This window comes from Roseiflexus sp., from assembly GCF_057785375.1.
In genome coordinates, this window is sequence record NZ_JBYNRX010000086.1 from 61,823 (window position 1) to 78,313 (window position 16,491).

Annotated in this window: 13 protein-coding genes; 3 read left to right on the plus strand and 10 right to left on the minus strand. The window is 61.3% G+C overall.

From position 1 onward, the window contains the following. Window positions 1-3: 3 nt before the first annotated feature. From ahcY to mtnA, 4 genes are all read right to left on the minus strand, one after another. Window positions 4-1,266, minus strand: a complete 1,263-nt coding sequence (gene ahcY / locus AC3EA7_RS16305; protein ID WP_488615130.1) for an adenosylhomocysteinase — start codon at window positions 1,264-1,266, stop codon at window positions 4-6. Between the two features lie 142 nt (window positions 1,267-1,408). After that, complete coding sequence (locus tag AC3EA7_RS16310) at window positions 1,409-2,392, minus strand: carbohydrate kinase family protein (RefSeq protein WP_488615131.1); 984 nt, start codon at window positions 2,390-2,392, stop codon at window positions 1,409-1,411. 11 nt (window positions 2,393-2,403) lie between these two features. Beyond that, the gene (locus AC3EA7_RS16315; protein ID WP_488615132.1) at window positions 2,404-3,444 is read right to left on the minus strand and encodes a uroporphyrinogen decarboxylase/cobalamine-independent methonine synthase family protein; all 1,041 of its coding nucleotides are present in this window, start codon (window positions 3,442-3,444) and stop codon (window positions 2,404-2,406) included. 3 nt (window positions 3,445-3,447) lie between these two features. Continuing rightward, complete coding sequence (mtnA, locus tag AC3EA7_RS16320) at window positions 3,448-4,512, minus strand: S-methyl-5-thioribose-1-phosphate isomerase (RefSeq protein WP_488615143.1); 1,065 nt, start codon at window positions 4,510-4,512, stop codon at window positions 3,448-3,450. 302 nt (window positions 4,513-4,814) lie between these two features. On the opposite strand from mtnA, the gene AC3EA7_RS16325 reads away from it, so the two are divergent. Continuing rightward, complete coding sequence (locus AC3EA7_RS16325) at window positions 4,815-7,862, plus strand: GAF domain-containing protein (RefSeq protein ID WP_488615133.1); 3,048 nt, start codon at window positions 4,815-4,817, stop codon at window positions 7,860-7,862. 8 nt (window positions 7,863-7,870) lie between these two features. Here AC3EA7_RS16325 and AC3EA7_RS16330 read toward each other — a convergent pair whose 3' ends face one another. The 6 genes from AC3EA7_RS16330 to AC3EA7_RS16355 all read right to left on the minus strand — a co-directional run bounded on the left by AC3EA7_RS16330 (window position 7,871) and on the right by AC3EA7_RS16355 (window position 12,874). After that, complete coding sequence (locus AC3EA7_RS16330; RefSeq protein ID WP_488615134.1) at window positions 7,871-9,076, minus strand: flagellar hook assembly protein FlgD; 1,206 nt, start codon at window positions 9,074-9,076, stop codon at window positions 7,871-7,873. 87 nt (window positions 9,077-9,163) lie between these two features. After that, the gene (locus AC3EA7_RS16335) at window positions 9,164-10,144 is read right to left on the minus strand and encodes a lysylphosphatidylglycerol synthase transmembrane domain-containing protein (RefSeq protein ID WP_488615135.1); all 981 of its coding nucleotides are present in this window, start codon (window positions 10,142-10,144) and stop codon (window positions 9,164-9,166) included. A gap of 48 nt (window positions 10,145-10,192) precedes the next feature. Next, window positions 10,193-10,597 carry a methylmalonyl-CoA epimerase gene (gene mce, locus AC3EA7_RS16340; protein WP_488615136.1) on the minus strand — a complete coding sequence of 135 codons (405 nt, stop codon included), beginning with the start codon at window positions 10,595-10,597 and terminating at the stop codon, window positions 10,193-10,195. 74 nt (window positions 10,598-10,671) lie between these two features. Continuing rightward, window positions 10,672-11,418, minus strand: a complete 747-nt coding sequence (locus tag AC3EA7_RS16345; RefSeq protein WP_488615137.1) for an SDR family NAD(P)-dependent oxidoreductase — start codon at window positions 11,416-11,418, stop codon at window positions 10,672-10,674. Window positions 11,419-11,420: 2 nt separating this feature from the next. Beyond that, window positions 11,421-12,605 carry an acyl-CoA dehydrogenase family protein gene (locus tag AC3EA7_RS16350; protein ID WP_488615138.1) on the minus strand — a complete coding sequence of 395 codons (1,185 nt, stop codon included), beginning with the start codon at window positions 12,603-12,605 and terminating at the stop codon, window positions 11,421-11,423. Between the two features lie 74 nt (window positions 12,606-12,679). Continuing rightward, window positions 12,680-12,874 carry a hypothetical protein gene (locus tag AC3EA7_RS16355; protein ID WP_488615139.1) on the minus strand — a complete coding sequence of 65 codons (195 nt, stop codon included), beginning with the start codon at window positions 12,872-12,874 and terminating at the stop codon, window positions 12,680-12,682. Window positions 12,875-13,252: 378 nt separating this feature from the next. Here AC3EA7_RS16355 and AC3EA7_RS16360 point away from each other — a divergent pair, with 378 nt between their 5' ends. Then, entirely contained in the window at window positions 13,253-13,999 is a 747-nt protein-coding gene (locus tag AC3EA7_RS16360; protein ID WP_488615140.1) for a DUF4388 domain-containing protein, read from the plus strand. A 29-nt stretch (window positions 14,000-14,028) separates the two neighbouring features. Next, window positions 14,029-15,990, plus strand: a complete 1,962-nt coding sequence (locus AC3EA7_RS16365) for a DUF6541 family protein (RefSeq protein ID WP_488615141.1) — start codon at window positions 14,029-14,031, stop codon at window positions 15,988-15,990. Window positions 15,991-16,491 lie beyond the last annotated feature (501 nt).

Consider the following 16,491-nt stretch of genomic DNA (forward strand, 5'->3'; position numbering starts at 1 on the left):
CGTTTACGTTCCTTCTTCCCAGGACGCCAGGTACTTCGCCTGTTCGGGCGTCAGCGTATCGATGGCAATACCCATCGATTTGAGTTTGAGCGACGCGATCTCACGGTCCACTTCCTTCGGCAGGGCGTGCACGCCGTTCGGCAGCTTGCCTTTGTGGGTCAACAGATACTCGCTTGCCAGCGCCTGATTGGCGAACGACATATCCATCACGGCGCTGGGGTGCCCTTCGGCGCTTGCCAGATTGATCAGGCGCCCTTCGCCGAGCAGATTGATCCGGCGCCCATCCTTGAGAATGTACTGATCGACGAACGCGCGCGGTTGGCGCTTTTCGACCGCCATCGCTTCCAGATCGGGAATGTTGATCTCGACGTTGAAATGCCCTGAGTTGGCGACGATGCAGCCGTCTTTCATTACGGCGAAGTCTTCCGCATCGAGCACATTCTTGTTGCCGGTCGCGGTGACGACGAAATCGGCAACCTTCACGGCTTCGCGCATCGGAACGACCCGGTACCCGTCCATCGCGGCTTCCAGCGCCCGTATCGGATTGACCTCCGTGACGATGACATTCGCGCCCATGCCGCGCGCGCGCTCGGCAATCCCGCGTGAACAGTAGCCATAGCCGCCAACAACAAATGTTTTGCCCGCCAGAAGCACGTTTGTCGCGCGCAAAATCCCGTCGAGCGTGCTCTGCCCGGTGCCGTAGCGATTGTCGAACAGATGTTTGGTGTCGCTATCGTTGACTGCAATGACCGGGAACGTCAGTACGCCATCGGCTGCCATCGCCTTGAGACGGATGACGCCAGTGGTGGTTTCCTCGGTGCTGCCCAGCATGGCGGGGATCAGATCGGGGCGCTGTTTGAGCACGCCGGTCACCAGATCGGCGCCGTCGTCCATCGTAATGTGCGGGTTGTGGTCGAGCGCGGCGATGATATGTTTGTAATAGGTTTCGTGGTCCTCGCCCTTGATGGCATAGACCGGAATTTCATCGTGCACGACGAGCGAGGCGGCAACATCGTCCTGTGTAGAGAGCGGGTTGGACGCGCAGAGCACCACATCGGCGCCGCCGGCGGCGAGCGTCCGCATCAGATTGGCGGTTTCCGCCGTCACGTGAAGGCAGGCGGACAGACGCACACCCACAAGTGGGCGTTCGCTGGCAAAGCGTTCACGGATCTGGCGTAGCACCGGCATCTCGGTCTCCGCCCAATCGATCCGGCGGCGACCGTAGTCTGCCAGGCTGGCGTCTTTGATATCGAAGGTCTTCCCCATGATGCGTTGATTCTCCTCTGTTTAAACGTGCAATCGATATGCGCAGCCAACAAGATCGCCTGCTGGCTACGCATCTTTTACCATTCTATCGGGGTCATGTGACACGTCTATGACCCGATCTCGCCCGACAATGAGCATTCGGTTACCGCAGCGCCGGAACCACGCTCCGCTGCGTCAGTTCCGGCGCACGCCCGAAGACGCGCTCGTAACGCGCTATGAATTCGCCTGGCGTGTAGGAATGCTCCTGGCAACCGCGGTGCTCGATGGCATACGATGCAGCCAGCGCAGCCACGCGCCCCGCAACCGGCAGCGGCATCCCGCGCGCCAGCCCGAAGACGAATCCGCCAAGGTAGGCATCCCCGGCGCCGGTCGGATCGACCGCCTTCTCAACCGGCGCGGACGGCACATGGTGCATCTCATTGCGCTGCTGATCGTAAATGGTCGATCCCTGTTCGCCGCGCGTCACAACCGTCAATGGCGCTGCGTGCAGCAACTCGTCAACCGAACGTCCGGTCGCCTGCGCCATCATGGCGAACTCATAGTCGTTCCCGACCAGTACGGTTGCGCCGTGCATTCCTGCCAGGATCTGTTCGCCGCTCAGGCGCGGCGTCTGTTTGCCGGGATCGAAGACAAACTTCGCGCCCATACGGCGACACTCGGCGGCATGGCGCACCATAGCGTCTGGATCGGTTGGCGAGATAATCACAATATCGTCAGGTCCCAGGTTCAACTGTTCGAGCGACAGATGGCGCGAATAACTCGCCGCGCCCGGATAGAACGCAACGATCTGATTGTTGTTGCGATCCGTGTTGATAAAGCACGATGCGGTGAAGTCTTCGCTCACTTCGATAATGCCGCTGGTATCGATGCCCTGACGCTCCATCCAGGCGCGATACTCACCGAAATCCTGTCCTGCGCTCGCCAGCACCAGCGGACGCTCGCCGAGCAGCGCCAGGGTATAGGCGATATTCCCCGCAACCCCGCCGCGCATACGGCGCATGGTATCGACCAGAAAGCTGACGGTCAACTTATGGAGCATTTCTGGAACGATATGGTCCTGAAACGATCCAGGAAACACCATGATGTAATCGTAGGCCAGCGAGCCGGTAACAATGATACGACGCATAGGCACACCTGTCAGATCAATGCATATTCTTCACGTATCCGCTGAGAAACTCCAGCAAGCAGATGCAAGGCCCGTTCGGCGCTGGCGCTATCGAGATAGCCAAGCGACTGCGCTGGCGAAATGACCGTCTGTTGCAGCAATTGATCACGCGCAACGTCTCGTGCCGTCCAATCATCGAGCAGGAGCGTGAACTCGTGAAAGAGCGACTCAACCGATGCCGTCGCCAGACGTTCGTTGTCGGACGGAACGATCCCAATGCCGACGATGCCGCCACGTTCCAGGAATGCGATCAATGCGTCGCACCCGGATGCGAACGTGCGTCGATATGTGGCGCCATCGGCGATCAACAACTCAACCGACGTTTGCATCAGGCGATGAAGATCGACGTCGCCGCACACGCACAGTGCGCGACATCCGTTGATCCCTGCCAGCACGTCGTCGATCTGCCCTGCGACGCGGTTCCAGTCGTGCGGGAAGAACGGCGACGCAACGGCTTCAAGCAACGGTTCATCGACGCATATGATGGTAGCGGGTGAAACTTCGCTCAACCGCAACTCCTGCCAGGCCACGCGCAATCGCAACAGGTGCGCAATCGCATCAAACAGCATGTCATCGTAGATCAACGGCTGCTCGTGCTCATCGGTCAGTTGCAGCGCCACGCTAATCGGTCCCAGGATCTGACCCTTAACCGCGCGCAGATCGCGTTCTCCGCCAATGCGCGCTATTTCGGCGAGCCCGGCGGCGTCATCGGCGCTCAGCGCCGCATAGTTGATAGTGTGTTCAAGGTACGCAAGCAGCAACGAGTCGATCCGGCGTTCCGCTTCATTGCGATCGACGTACACCCGCAGTGCGGCAGCATCAACGACCAGCCCGGGAAACCCGATGACGCTTTGCACCAGACATTGTTCGCGAAAACTGCGTTGCGGCAACTGTGGCCATGCAAGCAACGTTCCCGCGTACCGGCGCGAAATATCGAGCGCCTGTGCAGCGCTGCGATGGGGAAGAGCGCCAAGCGCCAACGGCAGGCACGCTGGTTGAAAGGGCAATGGCATACGTCAACGAGACCCCGATGCCACCTGTTGCAACTGAACGTCAAACGGCGGATAGACAACGCCGCATTCGGTGATGATCGCCGTCACCAGGCTGGCCGGTGTCACATCAAACGCCGGATGCGCTGCGACCACGCCCTCTGGCGCAATCCGCCGACCGAAGCATGTGACCACTTCCTCAGGGCTGCGCTCTTCAATAGGGATTGCATCTCCGTTTGGCAGGGCAAGATCGATCGTGGACGATGGCGCTGCCACAAAGAATGGGATGCCATGCGCGCGCGCCAGCACTGCCAGGCTGTAGGTGCCGATTTTATTGGCGACATCGCCATTGGCGACGATGCGATCAGCACCGACCAGGACGCAATCGATCTCGCTGCGTTTCATAAAGTATCCTGCCATGGTATCGGTGATCAGGGTCATTGGGATACGCTCCTGGAGCAATTCCCATGCGGTCAGCCGCGCACCCTGGAGGAACGGGCGGGTCTCATCGACATACACATGGATCGGGCGACCCTGTTCGTGAGCCGTGCGGATCGGCGCCAGCGCCGTGCCATAGCCGGCAGTGGCAAGTCCGCCGGCGTTACAGTGCGTCAGCACGTGACCACGCGGCGGGATCAACGCCACACCGTGACGCCCGATGGCATGGCACATTGCCAGGTCTTCCGCCAGGATGGCGTGCGCCTCGGTGAGCGCCGCATGCGCAATGGCTTCAGGAGAAGGATCGATCAACCGGCGCGTCGACTCTAGGACGCGCCGTGTCGCCCAGCTAAGGTTGACCGCCGTCGGGCGTTGGGCGTCGAGGAGCATTTTTGCCGTTGCCAGGTAATCGTAGACACGCTGATGATCGCCATCGGCCGCAGAGCGCGCGGCATCCCACGCCGCAAGCGCCATGCCATACGCCGCAGCGCAGCCAATGGCGGGAGCGCCGCGGATCTGCATCGTGCGAATGGCGCGGGCGATATCCTCGACCGTCGAGCAGCGAACAATGGTCGTTTCGTTCGGCAACAACCGCTGGTCAATCAGGCAGACCTGACCCGCTTCCCACCAGACTGTACGCAATGCGCTGCTCATGATTGGGAACCAAAGCATGGAAGACTTCACTGCAAAAAAGCGGTAACCACGAAACCACGAAGGTCACAAAGGGACACAAAGGACATACGCTTCATGGTTCTTCCCCTTCGTGCGCTTCGTGTCCTTGCTTGGTGGTTAAGCCTTTGTGCAGTGGACTCATGTAACGAACTACAGAATGTGAGTATAGCACGCATACGACACACGTGCAAAAGCGATATGACCTTTGCCCAAAGCGTCGCTCTCTGGTAAAATGCGGGTAAAATTGGGCTATTCTCTACTTGAAGCAAACCATTATGAGTTGCATGCCCGCACCTGATCTCAATGGCGTCGACCTGATGCACCGGCTCGGTTCCGATTTGTCGCTGGCCACAAGTCTCGATGCGGGGGTCGCGTGTGTGGCTACAACGTTCGAGCGCACCTTCGCACCGCGTGATTGCCAGGTCATTCTCCTGATCGCGGGAGAGCCGCGTGTGGCGCACAGCACTGGCGCTGCTCAGATGCCGGACGATGATCAACTTGCTGCGTTGCGCGCCGGGGAAGTCGTGGTTACAACCCGGCACGATGCAGGCGTGATCTGTTTTGCTCCGTTGCGTGCGCGGCATACCCTGATTGGCTGGTTGTGTCTGATCGATCCAGTATGGTCTCCCGATCTTGCGGTGTTGCTCGGGTCAATCGCTGCACAGTCCGGTCCTGCGCTGGCGCTGCTCGGCAACCTTGGGCGGCGTGACGATCAGACGGCGCAATTGCAAACATTGAATGAGATTGGGCAATTGCTCAGCGGCGCCTTTGACCGTACCCAACTGTTTGCCGCCATCCACGCGGCAGCACAGCGCGTCGTCGAAGCGCCAACCTTCCTGATCGCGTTGTACGATGCGCAAACCGATGAACTGGAGCCGGTGTATCTGGTGCACGACGGGCAACCACAGCCTGCAAGCGGACGATGGCTGGTCGACGACGGGCTTGTGGGTGTGGTCATCAGGGAACGAAAGCCGCTGAGTGTCGGCAACTATGCCGAAGCATGCGAACAGCGCGGCATCCAACCACGTATGCTCGATGGGCGCGTGCTGGGTCCAGCCTGGCTTGGCGTGCCGTTAATCGCAGACGAGCGCTTGATCGGCGTCATTGTGCTGGCGAGTTCCCGTGCAGGATATGTGTATCGTCAGGAGCACGTCAATCTGCTGATGACCATTGCGACGCATGCGGCGGTTGCACTCGACCGCGCCTGGCTGTATGAGCGCACAGAACGTCAGGCGCAGCAGTTGATGGTCTTGAACCGCATCGGGCGCATTATTACGTCGTCGATCGACCCGCAACAGGTGCCGGGCATTATCCTGCGTCAGGTCACAGAGTTGCTGAACGTGGAGGAAAGTTCGCTGCTGCTCACCGACGAGCATACGGGTGAGATGGTCTTCGCCTATACGACCGGGCAGGTCGGGCAACGCATCCTGGGGCAGCGGTTGCCGCGCGGCGTTGGCATCGTCGGGTACGTGGTCACAACCGGGAAATCGGTGATCTCGAATGATGTGCAGTCCGATAAGCGATTCTATCGTTCGATGGACCTTTCAACGGGGTATACGACCCGCACCCTGCTGGCGGTGCCGCTGCGCAGCGTTGGCGGTGTGGAAGGGGTCATCGAGGTCATCAATCGCCGTGATCAGCGCCCATTCACCATCGAGGATCAGCATCTCCTCGAAGCGCTGGCTGATTACGCGGTGATTGCGCTGGAAAACGCGCGGCAGTTCCAGAAGGTCGATCAGGCGCTGGCGCGACGCGCGCAGGAACTGGCGCGCACCAATGAGCAACTGGAACAGAACCTGCGCAGTCTGACGGCGCTCAATGCATTCGGCATGGCGATCAACACGACGCTGCGCAGTCCTCGCGAGATCTTGAGCATGACGGCGCGCGGGATCGCGGAAATGACCGGTGCGCTCGGCACAATGGCGCTGTTGCCGGAAGACGGCAACGTGCATCCGGTTGTATCCATCGGTCTGCGTGTGCCAATCGATGATCGGTTGCTGAGCGTTGTGCGCCGTGTGATTACCACCGGGCGCCCCGATACGCTGGCATCCGATGGCGATGCGCCAGGACGTTCGCCACGCTATACGCTCTTCGTCGTTCCGCTCCGCGCCACCCAGCGCACACTGGGCTGTGTGTGCGCCGCTTACGCCAATGCGCTGCCAGAGCCGTCTGACCGGGAAACGGTCGTCTTGTTCGCCTCACAGGCGGCAGTGGCGATCGAAAGCATCGAACTCTTTGGCGCCGTGCGCACGGCGCGCGACCAGATGGCATCGATCCTGGCGTCAACCCGTGAAGGCATTATGTTGATCAGCGCTGATGGCTCGGTTGCGCTGGCGAACGCAGCATGCGCTGAACTGACCGCGCTCGATATTGCTGGCATTCAGGGTATGCCCATCGATGCATTTCTGGCGCGCTGGTTTGAGACCGCCGCCTACCCTGCCGAAGAGTGTGCGGCGTTGCAGCGCGCCATCGATGATGCTCTGACCAGCGCTGCTCAGTTTATCGCGGGCGAATTGAGCGGAAGCCCTGGTCGCCTGCGGTATCTGGAATGGTCGGTGCTGCGGGCGCAGAGCAGTGGCGATAGCCACGGCGGTGCGCTGCTCGTTTTGCGCGATATTACCGAAGCACGCGAAGCGGATCGCCTGCGGCACGATCTGACCCATATGATCGTGCATGATCTGCGCACTCCGCTCTCCAGCGTTATGGCATCGCTCGAATTGATGATGCGCGGAGTGTCGGGCACGTTGAATGATCAGCAACGCTATGTGGTGCAGATTGCGAATACCAGCGCCACGAATATGCTGGATATGATCAATACGCTGCTCGACATCAGCCGTCTCGAAGCCGGACGCATGCCGATCGAACGCTGCCGTGGAGAGATTCGCAGCATTGTTGCCGATGCCGTGCAGCGGCTGGCCTCACTGGCGCTGGATCACGACATTACCATCGAGATCAGCGTTGATGAGGGCATACAGTGTATCTATGCCGATCTCGGTCTTGTGGGGCGCGTTATTCAAAATCTGGTCAGCAATGCTATCAAGTTCAGCAACCGCGGCGGACGGGTGCGGGTGCAGGCTGCCGTCAACCGCGCCGACGATGGTCAGGAAAAGATTCTCGTAACGGTCAACGACGAGGGGGTGGGGATTGCCCCCGCCGATCGTGAGCGCATCTTCGCCAAGTTCAGCCAGGTGGGGGAACGCCGTGGCGGCACCGGTTTGGGGCTGGCGTTTTGTAAACAGGCGATTGAGGCGCACGGCGAACGTATCTGGGTCGAAAGCGAACCAGGGCGCGGTTCGACGTTTTTCTTTACGCTCCCGATTGCAGAAAGGTGACGGTCGCATCAGAACCCGACATTGATGATGGTGCGACCAGTGCGATCCTGGAAGAACCCGACCCCGTCCTGGATCAGTCCGACGTAAAAGCCCATCTTCGTCTCTGGCTGGCGAATCCGAATACGCCCGACGATCTCCGCTTCTTCGCCGGGCATGAGCATGTCCTCTTCAAACGGAATCCGCCACTGCTCCGGCGGTCGCGGCGAGATTGCCCAACGGTAGGGATAGCGTTTCGCAGCGCCGCCGCTGTTGGCGTCCCAATCGACGCCAACCCGCCAGAATCCGCCGGATCGCGCAACGTATGCGCCATCTTCGATCGACGAGAAAACTTGATCGGTGTCGTACTCGTATCCCGATGGCGGACCGTAGGTGCGGATCGGCACTGTACCAGTATTACGGACGCGCACGGTCACGGTGATCACCTCGCCGAGCATCACCGACTGCGGCGCCATGTAGCTGTAGGTGATCAGCGCTTCCGGCTGCCCGCCGCCGGCAATCGTGATCGATCGGCGTTGTTCGACCAGATTGCCAAAACGATCCTGTGCCCGGATGATGAGCGTGTAGACGCCATCAGGAAGCAGCGTTCCGTCAACAGTGCGCCCATTCCAGACATGTTTTTGCAGCGCCGGTTCTTCTTCGGCAGCGGTGACGAACGGGAATGTGGCGCCGTCCGGGGCGGTCACCACAATATCGATCGTTGCTGTTGTCGGCAACTGATAAGTAATCTCAGCCACATCGTCAATTGCGTCAGCGTTGGGCGAAATCGTATCGGGGAAGATCACCAGGTTGTCGATCAGCGGCAACGGCGCTTCCTGACCAATAATGGTCAGCGGTTGCGTCGCCGCCTGACGTGTGCCGTCTTCGCCAACCGCCTCGACAACCACCGTATATGCGCCACCGGGAAGCATCCGCCGCAGCAGCGTCGGATCGTCGGTTGGCGCCGTGCCATCGAAGCGCAGCGCATACGGTTCGCCGGAGGGCGCGCGTGGTTCGTCACGGCGGAGCGTATAGCGCGTTCCCCGGTCATCGACCAGCGCCACCGTCACCCGCGCCGGGCGACCGATGGCATAGGCGATGGTCACCGTCTCGCCGGACCCCGTGGGGCGTAACTCGTTCGCCGAGAGTGTCACCTCGCCAAGGAGCGGACGTGTTGCGCACGATGAGAGGAGTAACAGCGCGGTGAGCGTAAGAAGGAGAGTGATAATCCGTTTCATCGAGGAGAACCGAGAACTGAGAACTGAGAACTGAGAACCGAGAACCAAGAACTAAGAACTGAGAATCTCACTCCTAACTTCTCACTCCTAACCCCTAACCCCTAACCCCTCCTGCGCTGCTGCGCCATACCGGCGGCTGAACAGCGCCAGTGCGACGACTCCCAGGCTCACGCCGAACCAGAGGGTGCAGAAGCGGATGATGATCGTCGCCGTTGTGGCAGGACCGGCAGCCATCGGCACAAGCAGCACGAGCAATCCGGTGCTCGACGCTTCCGACACTCCCAACCCGCCGGGCAGAAATGACACCAGGCCGAAGAGCGTCGATGCCGCAAAGACGAAGGTCGCCTTCAGCAGCAAGTCTTCGCCGGCAACCCCAAGCCCGACCAGCACATAGTACATGGCGGCGCACTCGCCAAACCATGACACGACGCTAATGACGGTCGAAACGAACAGCAAGCGCCACGACAGCAAGCGTCGGCTGCTCTCATAGGCGGTTGCCACACGCGGCGCCGCTTTACCGGCAACCGGCAGGCGCGCCAGCATTGCCAGCGCGCGCTGCATGAGCGGCTGCGACTGAACCAGCAGCAATCCGGCGACTGTCAGGACGAGTAGAGCCACAAACGCGGGGCGTGCTGGCGGGTAGAGGGTCAGCCCTGCTCCCATGAGCAGAAGCATCGCCAACCCATCGGTAATCCGCTCTGCCAGAACAATTGGCGCAGACGCAGAAATCGGCGTGCCATTGAGCCGCTTCAGCAGCACCGATTTCAACACCTCACCGACCTTGGCAGGCGTCACTGCCATCACCATACCGCCGGTAAAGAGCAGGACGCTATCGTAATACCCGACCCCACTCCCCATCCCCATGCGCCGCAGATAGTAGTCCCACTTCAGCCAGCGCAACGCATAGTTGAAGAGCGTCAACCCGAGCACCACCGGCAGCACAGACCAGTCGAAACCGCTGAAACTTGCGGCAACTTCGCGGATGTCGCTGATCAGCCCCAGCGCAATCGCCACGAACAGACCCAGGGCGAGCGAGATGAGAATGCTGCGGCGTAGATGCTCCGTCATGGGCGCTCCGTTCGCGCGCTGGTTTGAAGCGCGCCTGGCTGATGCCGATCAGTGACGATGCTGCACCAGTTCGACCAGCACACCCTGGCAGCTCTTTGGATGGAGGAAGGCGACCAGCGTATCGTGCAGACCGGGGCGCGGCGTTTCGTCGATCAACTGGACGCCGCGCGCCTTGATCTCTGCCAGAGCAGCGACGATATCGTTCACCTTGTAGGCGATGTGGTGCATGCCGGGACCGCGTTCGTTCAGATATTTCGCAAACGCCGCTTCATCCGACGTTGGAGCGATCAGTTCGAGCAGCATATCGCCCATGCGCGTTGCAGCGACTTCCATATGGCGCTCTGGCATCGGTATGCGTTCCCACTCGCTGATCCCGAACGTCTGGCTGTAGAAGGCGATGGCGCTGTCGATGTCGCGCACGGCGAAACCGATATGATCAACCTTTTCGAACATACGTCCCTCCCTCATCTCAGGCGATCCACAATCAGCGCAAGTGTAGCATCTGTTGCGTGGAGCGTCAATTGTGATCAGCGCATATCCCGCCCGCCATTGGCATCAAGCGTTGCTCCGGTTACGAAACTGGCAGCCGGGCTGGCAAGAAAGACAATGCAGCGCGCGATTTCGTCCGGTTCAGCGTAGCGTTGCAGCGCAAGTTTCGTCTGAGCATAATCAGGGGCAAGGCTGGCAACAGTATCGCGGCCCATTGGCGTGAGCACAATGCCAGGCGCGACGCAGTTGACCCGCACCCGCGGCGCGAGCGCCCGCGCCGCGCTCTTCGTCAGGTTCACCAGTCCGGCTTTTGCCGCTGCATAGTGCGCATGGTGCGGCGCTCCGGTCACCGCGGCGACGCTTGCCACCGTCACCACTGCAGCGCCATTGCGCAGGAACGGGATTGCAGCACGCAGCGTGTAGAATGCGCCGTTCAGGTTGATGCCGACGACGGCGTTCCATTCTTCCGGTGTGATGTCGGCAAACGGGGTGACGATATTGCGCCCGGCGCACAGGACCAGCACATCGAACCCGCCCGTTTGTGCACCAGCCGCGCGAACAGCAGCCTCGACCGCAGCAGCATCGGCAATGTCGAAGCGGCAGAACCATGCGCGCCGGCCAGCAGCCTCGACCGCTGCCATCGTCCGCTGCGCGCCGGTCTCGTCGCGCCCAAATGCAATCACGACATCGGCGCCCTCCTCTGCCAGCAGGCGCGCCGTCGCTGCGCCAATGCCGCTCGAGGCGCCGGTCACCAGCGCCACCCGGTCACGCAATCCGAGATCCATGCTTACACTCCAAGCGTTTGCCTTCCGATCAATTCCAGGGCTGCATCATCATTCGGCGGATGGGTCAGACCGGCGCGTGCATCGCGGAAATACCGTTCGAGCGGTAGTGCGCGCGTGAGTGCAAAACCGCCTGCAATCCGCAGCGCCTGATCGGTTGCATCACAGGCGGCATTGGTGCAAAGATACTTCGCCGCTGCAATCTGCGCCGCCATTGCGCTGCGCTCCGCCGGACGGGCGACCCAGGCGTGCGCCGTCTGGTACAGGACGCTGCGCGCCGCGCTCAGCGCCGTCTGCATAGCGCCGACCCGCCGCTGAATGTTTGGCAACGTGGCGATTGGTCGTCCAAGTGCGGTTGGAATACGTTCACGCGCATACGCGCAAACAGTGTCATACGCCGCCTGCCCGATGCCCAGGTAGACCGCCGAGAGGGTCAGTGCGAACCACGCCATCTGCGCCGGCGGTCCAGGGCGCGGCGCGGCGCCGGCTGGCGTGCGCTCGACCAGGCGTTCAGCCGGCACGAAGACATCATTGAGCATCAGATCATAACTGGCGCTGGCGCGCAGACTCAACGAGTCGCTCCAGGCATCCTCCAGGCGGATGCCTGGTGAACCGGCTTCGACCAGAAAACTGCCGGCTGCGCCCTGAGGCGCTTCATCGTCTGGCGGCAGAGCGGCGCTGACCAGAAACCAGCGCAGCGCAGGCGCCATGCTGACGAACAATTTTCGTCCGGTGATGCGCCAGCCGCCGTCCACGGGGAGAGCGCGCGTGGCGGGCAGACCGCCACGCGACGGGCTGCCCAGATCCGCCTCCGTGGCGGCTGAATTGATCAGCGCGCCCTCGTCAACCACCGAGCGACAGACCATTTCAAAGATCGGTTCGGGCCACGACGGCATTTCCGCCAGCCGTCCGATCAGGTGGATGGTCATGTCGACCGCCATCGCCGTTGCGCCGCAACCGCGCGCAAGGCGTTCCTGCGCCAGCGTCATCTCGAACAGATCGGCGCCTTCGCCGCCACACTGCGGCGGTGCAACCAGTCGCAGATACCCTGAGTCGCGCAGGTCGGCAAGGTTGGCGAAAGGAAAACTCCCCTCGCGGTCATACCGATCAGCGCGATCAGCGAAGCGCGCCGCAAGTTCATCCGCCAGCGCAACAATACGGCGCTGGCGATCGGTCAGTTCAGGAAACATATCAACCCATCAATTGGCGCGAACGGCGCGGTTCCCGTCGCACAGCGAACGTTCCGTTGTCATAATAACCAGACCTATGGTTTCCCCCCAAACGCGCGATGCACCATGTAATCGATGACCAGAAACAGGATCACGCCCCCCAAGAGCAGCAGCCACCAGGGGACCTGAACCCAGATGACAATCCAGACGCGCCCAAGGATCAACCAGAGAATCCCAAGGAAGACAGCCGCCGTTATGAGCGAGGCGATGCGTTGTTTGACGGTGCGCATGGCAAACATTCCTTGTGCTTGTAACGATCCTGCAACCATCTACGCGGGCCTGACGTCCAGGGTTTCTCGTTATCGTTCTGCAGAAGCAGGCGCTTTTTCGCAACGCATACGCTATAATAGCGAGAGACAATCTGGAACGTGCAAGTCGTGCGTATCGGTGCAATCGAGTGGTAATGATACCATGGCCACAGCGGACGATCGGGCGGGAAATTCGGAGGGCGGCGCGCCCTCCGAGACACACAAACTGGCGGCGGAACGGCGCTGGAGAAGCTCAAAAAGGCGCTGCACCGCCTGGTTCAGAGAACCATCCGCTTCCAGCCTGCCAACGCGACTGAGTCAGTCTGATTATTCGAGAAGAGAGCAACGCGGAGACGTGACGTGCAACTCGAAGGTTCTCTCAGCCAGTTTCCGCTGCGCGAACTGATCGAAATGGCGGTCTACAGTTCGGTCAGCGGTGTGCTGGAAATGCAGGTTGGCGACGACATCGGTCGCGTGTTCTTCCGCGACGGTCTCCCGCAACACGCCGAACTCTCGGAATTGCAGGGCGTGGATGCTATCGGGCGCATGTTTGCCGAGCCTGATGCACCCTTTCGCTTCCTCGCCGATAGCACGCCAGTCCCGCCGACGCTCTGGATGGATCCATGGGAAATTATCGAACTGGCGGAGCATCAGGCGCAGACGTGGGCGACGGTGCGTCCCCATGTGCCAGCGCTAGGCGCTATTCCCACATTACGGATGCCGCTCCAACAGGCGCAAGCACTGGTCAGCGAAGATGTTGGTCCGCTGCTGACGCTGATCGATGGGCAGCGTTCGATCCCGGACCTGGCGCGCGATCTGGCGGTCACGCTGATCGATGTATATGTCGGCATCGCTTCACTGGTCCAACGGCAGATTGTCGCCCTCGGTCCGCCATCGCCATCACAGGCTGCCCCGTCATCTGAGCCGGTCTCTGACACTGGAGAAAAGCGCGACGGTTTTTTCGAGCGCCTGATCGCCCGCGCCCTTGAAGAAGAGCGGCGCAAATCCGAACCGCGCCAGTCGGAACCGCGCCAGTCGGAACCGCGTCAGTCTGATCCCCACATATCAGATCCTCGTCGATCAGGAGGACGTTTTTCAAAGGAATAGATATCCGCAATGGTCTGGTTGAACCGATTGTGAATTCCCTGATCGGCATCATTTTCCTTACCCTTGTTCTTGCGATTCTGCCTGGCCTGGCGCTCCTCCTGCAGATTGCGCCAACCGCCGGAGAGTCCGCCCTCGAACGCTTTACACTGGCAGTGGGGGCAAGCCTGAGCCTGATCGCGCTTCTCTACCTCTGGCTCACGTGGTTGGGCATTTCGATACGCCCACCGATGGCGCCTCTCGCACTGGTTGTCTTCCTGGTCCTCCTTCTCGTCTCACGTCGTCGCATCCCTGTGATTGCACCCACGTTCACGCTCGACGGCGGCATCTGGCATCTGGTCATCGCTGGCAGTGCAGCGCTGACCTTCTGGCTTCGCTTCGAGCAAATCCGCGATCTTGCATTGCCCGTCTGGGTCGACTCCGTTCACCACGCACTGCTGATTCGCGTCAGTGTCGAGCAGGGCGCTGCGCCGCTCTCGCTCCGCCCGTACCTGCCTGTCGAGGGGTTAACGTACCACTGGGGATATCATGTATTCGTGGCGACAGTGGCGCTGGCAGGCGGCGTTCGCTCGCCAGAAGGTCTGCCGCACCTGATGCTCTGGAGCGGTCAGGTGATGAGCGCATTGATGGTTCCGGCATATGCCGCGCTGGCGCTGCGTCTCTGGCGCCGTCCGATTGCTGGCGCTGCCGCCGGTCTGGTCGTTGGTCTGGCGTCGGTCATGCCGGCGTACTATGTGAGTTGGGGACGGTACACCCTGTTGACCGGCATGTTGATGCTGCCCGCTGCGCTGATTGCCCTGGATGCACTGCGACGCAATCCGGGACTGAGTTCGGCGGCGCTGCTGGCGTTCTTGCTGGCAGGTCTCAGTCTGGTGCACTTCGTTGTCTTTGTGTTGACGCTGGCAGCCTGCGCTGCGCTGTTGTTTACAGAATACAGCGCCTCCTGGCGCCGCCTGGTCGTCTGGTTGGGCATTGCGCTTGCTGGCGCACTGGCGATGACCGCGCCCCGGATCGTCCTGCTGGCGAGCCGGGCGCTGCCCGGAACCGGCAGTTCCGCCATGCACATCGCTGGCAATGCCGCGTACAACGCCCTGCCGCTAGAGTTGCTCTGGGCAGGGACAAACCGGATACTGCTCGCCCTCGGCGGCATAGGGGCGCTCCTGGCGCTCTGGCAGCGAAGGCGGGCTGCCGCCTGGCTCATTGTCTGGTGCGCTACTGCGGTGCTGCTGGCGAATCCGGTCGTCATCGGGCTGCCGTATCTCTCATTCATCACCAACGAAGCGCTGATGATCACCATGTTCGCACCGCTGGCGCTGCTGATCGCTGGCGGGGCAGCAGCAATCGACACGCATGCCCTGCGGTTTTTTGCAAAACAGATGACGCAAAGGCGCAAAGACGCAGTGTCTGTTAATAACCCCGATACACCTTTGCGTCTTCGCGTCTTTGTGTCAAATCCTCCATGCGCTGACGGGCGTCAGTTTGCCTGGCGTCTGATTGCCATTACGCTGGCGGTTGGCGTGATGATCTGGGGAACGAACCACTGGCGCGCCATTGTTCGCCCCGACACGGTGCTCGCCGGAACAGCGGACCTGGCAGCGATTGCGTGGGCGGCGCGCGCCACGCCGCCTGATGCGCGCTTCGTGGTGGGGACGGCTGGCTGGCTCTACGACGTGGATCGCGGCGCCGACGGCGGATGGTGGCTGCTACCGCTGGCGGGGCGGCAGGTCAGCACGCCGCCGGTCATCTACAACTACGGTGCGCCAGCAGATGTCGCTGCCATCAAGCGCGACACCGCGTGGCTGCGCGACCATGGCGCGTCCGCAAGCGCGGAGGAACTCGCCGCCTTCATGCGCGAACACGGGTACGACTATGTGTACGCCAGCGGGCGCCCTGGCGTGCTACGCGCTGAAACATTGCGTACAACGCCGCTGTTCGAGTGCGTCTATGAGGAAGGCGGGGTGGCGATCTTTCGCCTGCGAGCGCCACTAAACTAAATTCCGCTAGAGCCTGCGAAGGCGGGCTTCGCATGCCGTAGCCCGCGGCTTCAACCGCCGGGCGCAGCGCGCATGCCGAACCATCCGTTGACGGCCTTGTGGTCTGAGCCGGTCGAAGCCGGGGCGCCGTCGAGGGGCTGGCGCCGTCTCGTAGGCGGTGGCTGAGCCGGTCGAAACCGCGCCTGCCGTCAGGGGCAGGCATTGTCATACCACATGGCGGTCAATCAAACAAGGGGTTCGAGCGTCCGGTTCACAAGGCGCAACGGTCAACGCGCCCCGGCAGTCACAGACGCATGATCGCCCATCGGCATCAGCAGCCCCAACGGGGCTTGCACGTGCAGTGCGCACGATCGAACCGCGCCTCGGCGAGGGTTTTCGCCCGCAGTGCAATGGCAGTTGGGTAGGCGAAGGCAATGCCTTCGCCTACCCAACAGTTAGACAAGATGTTCGAGCGCTTGGTATGCAAGGTGTAACAATCCACAACGCGCGTCGGCGGTCGAG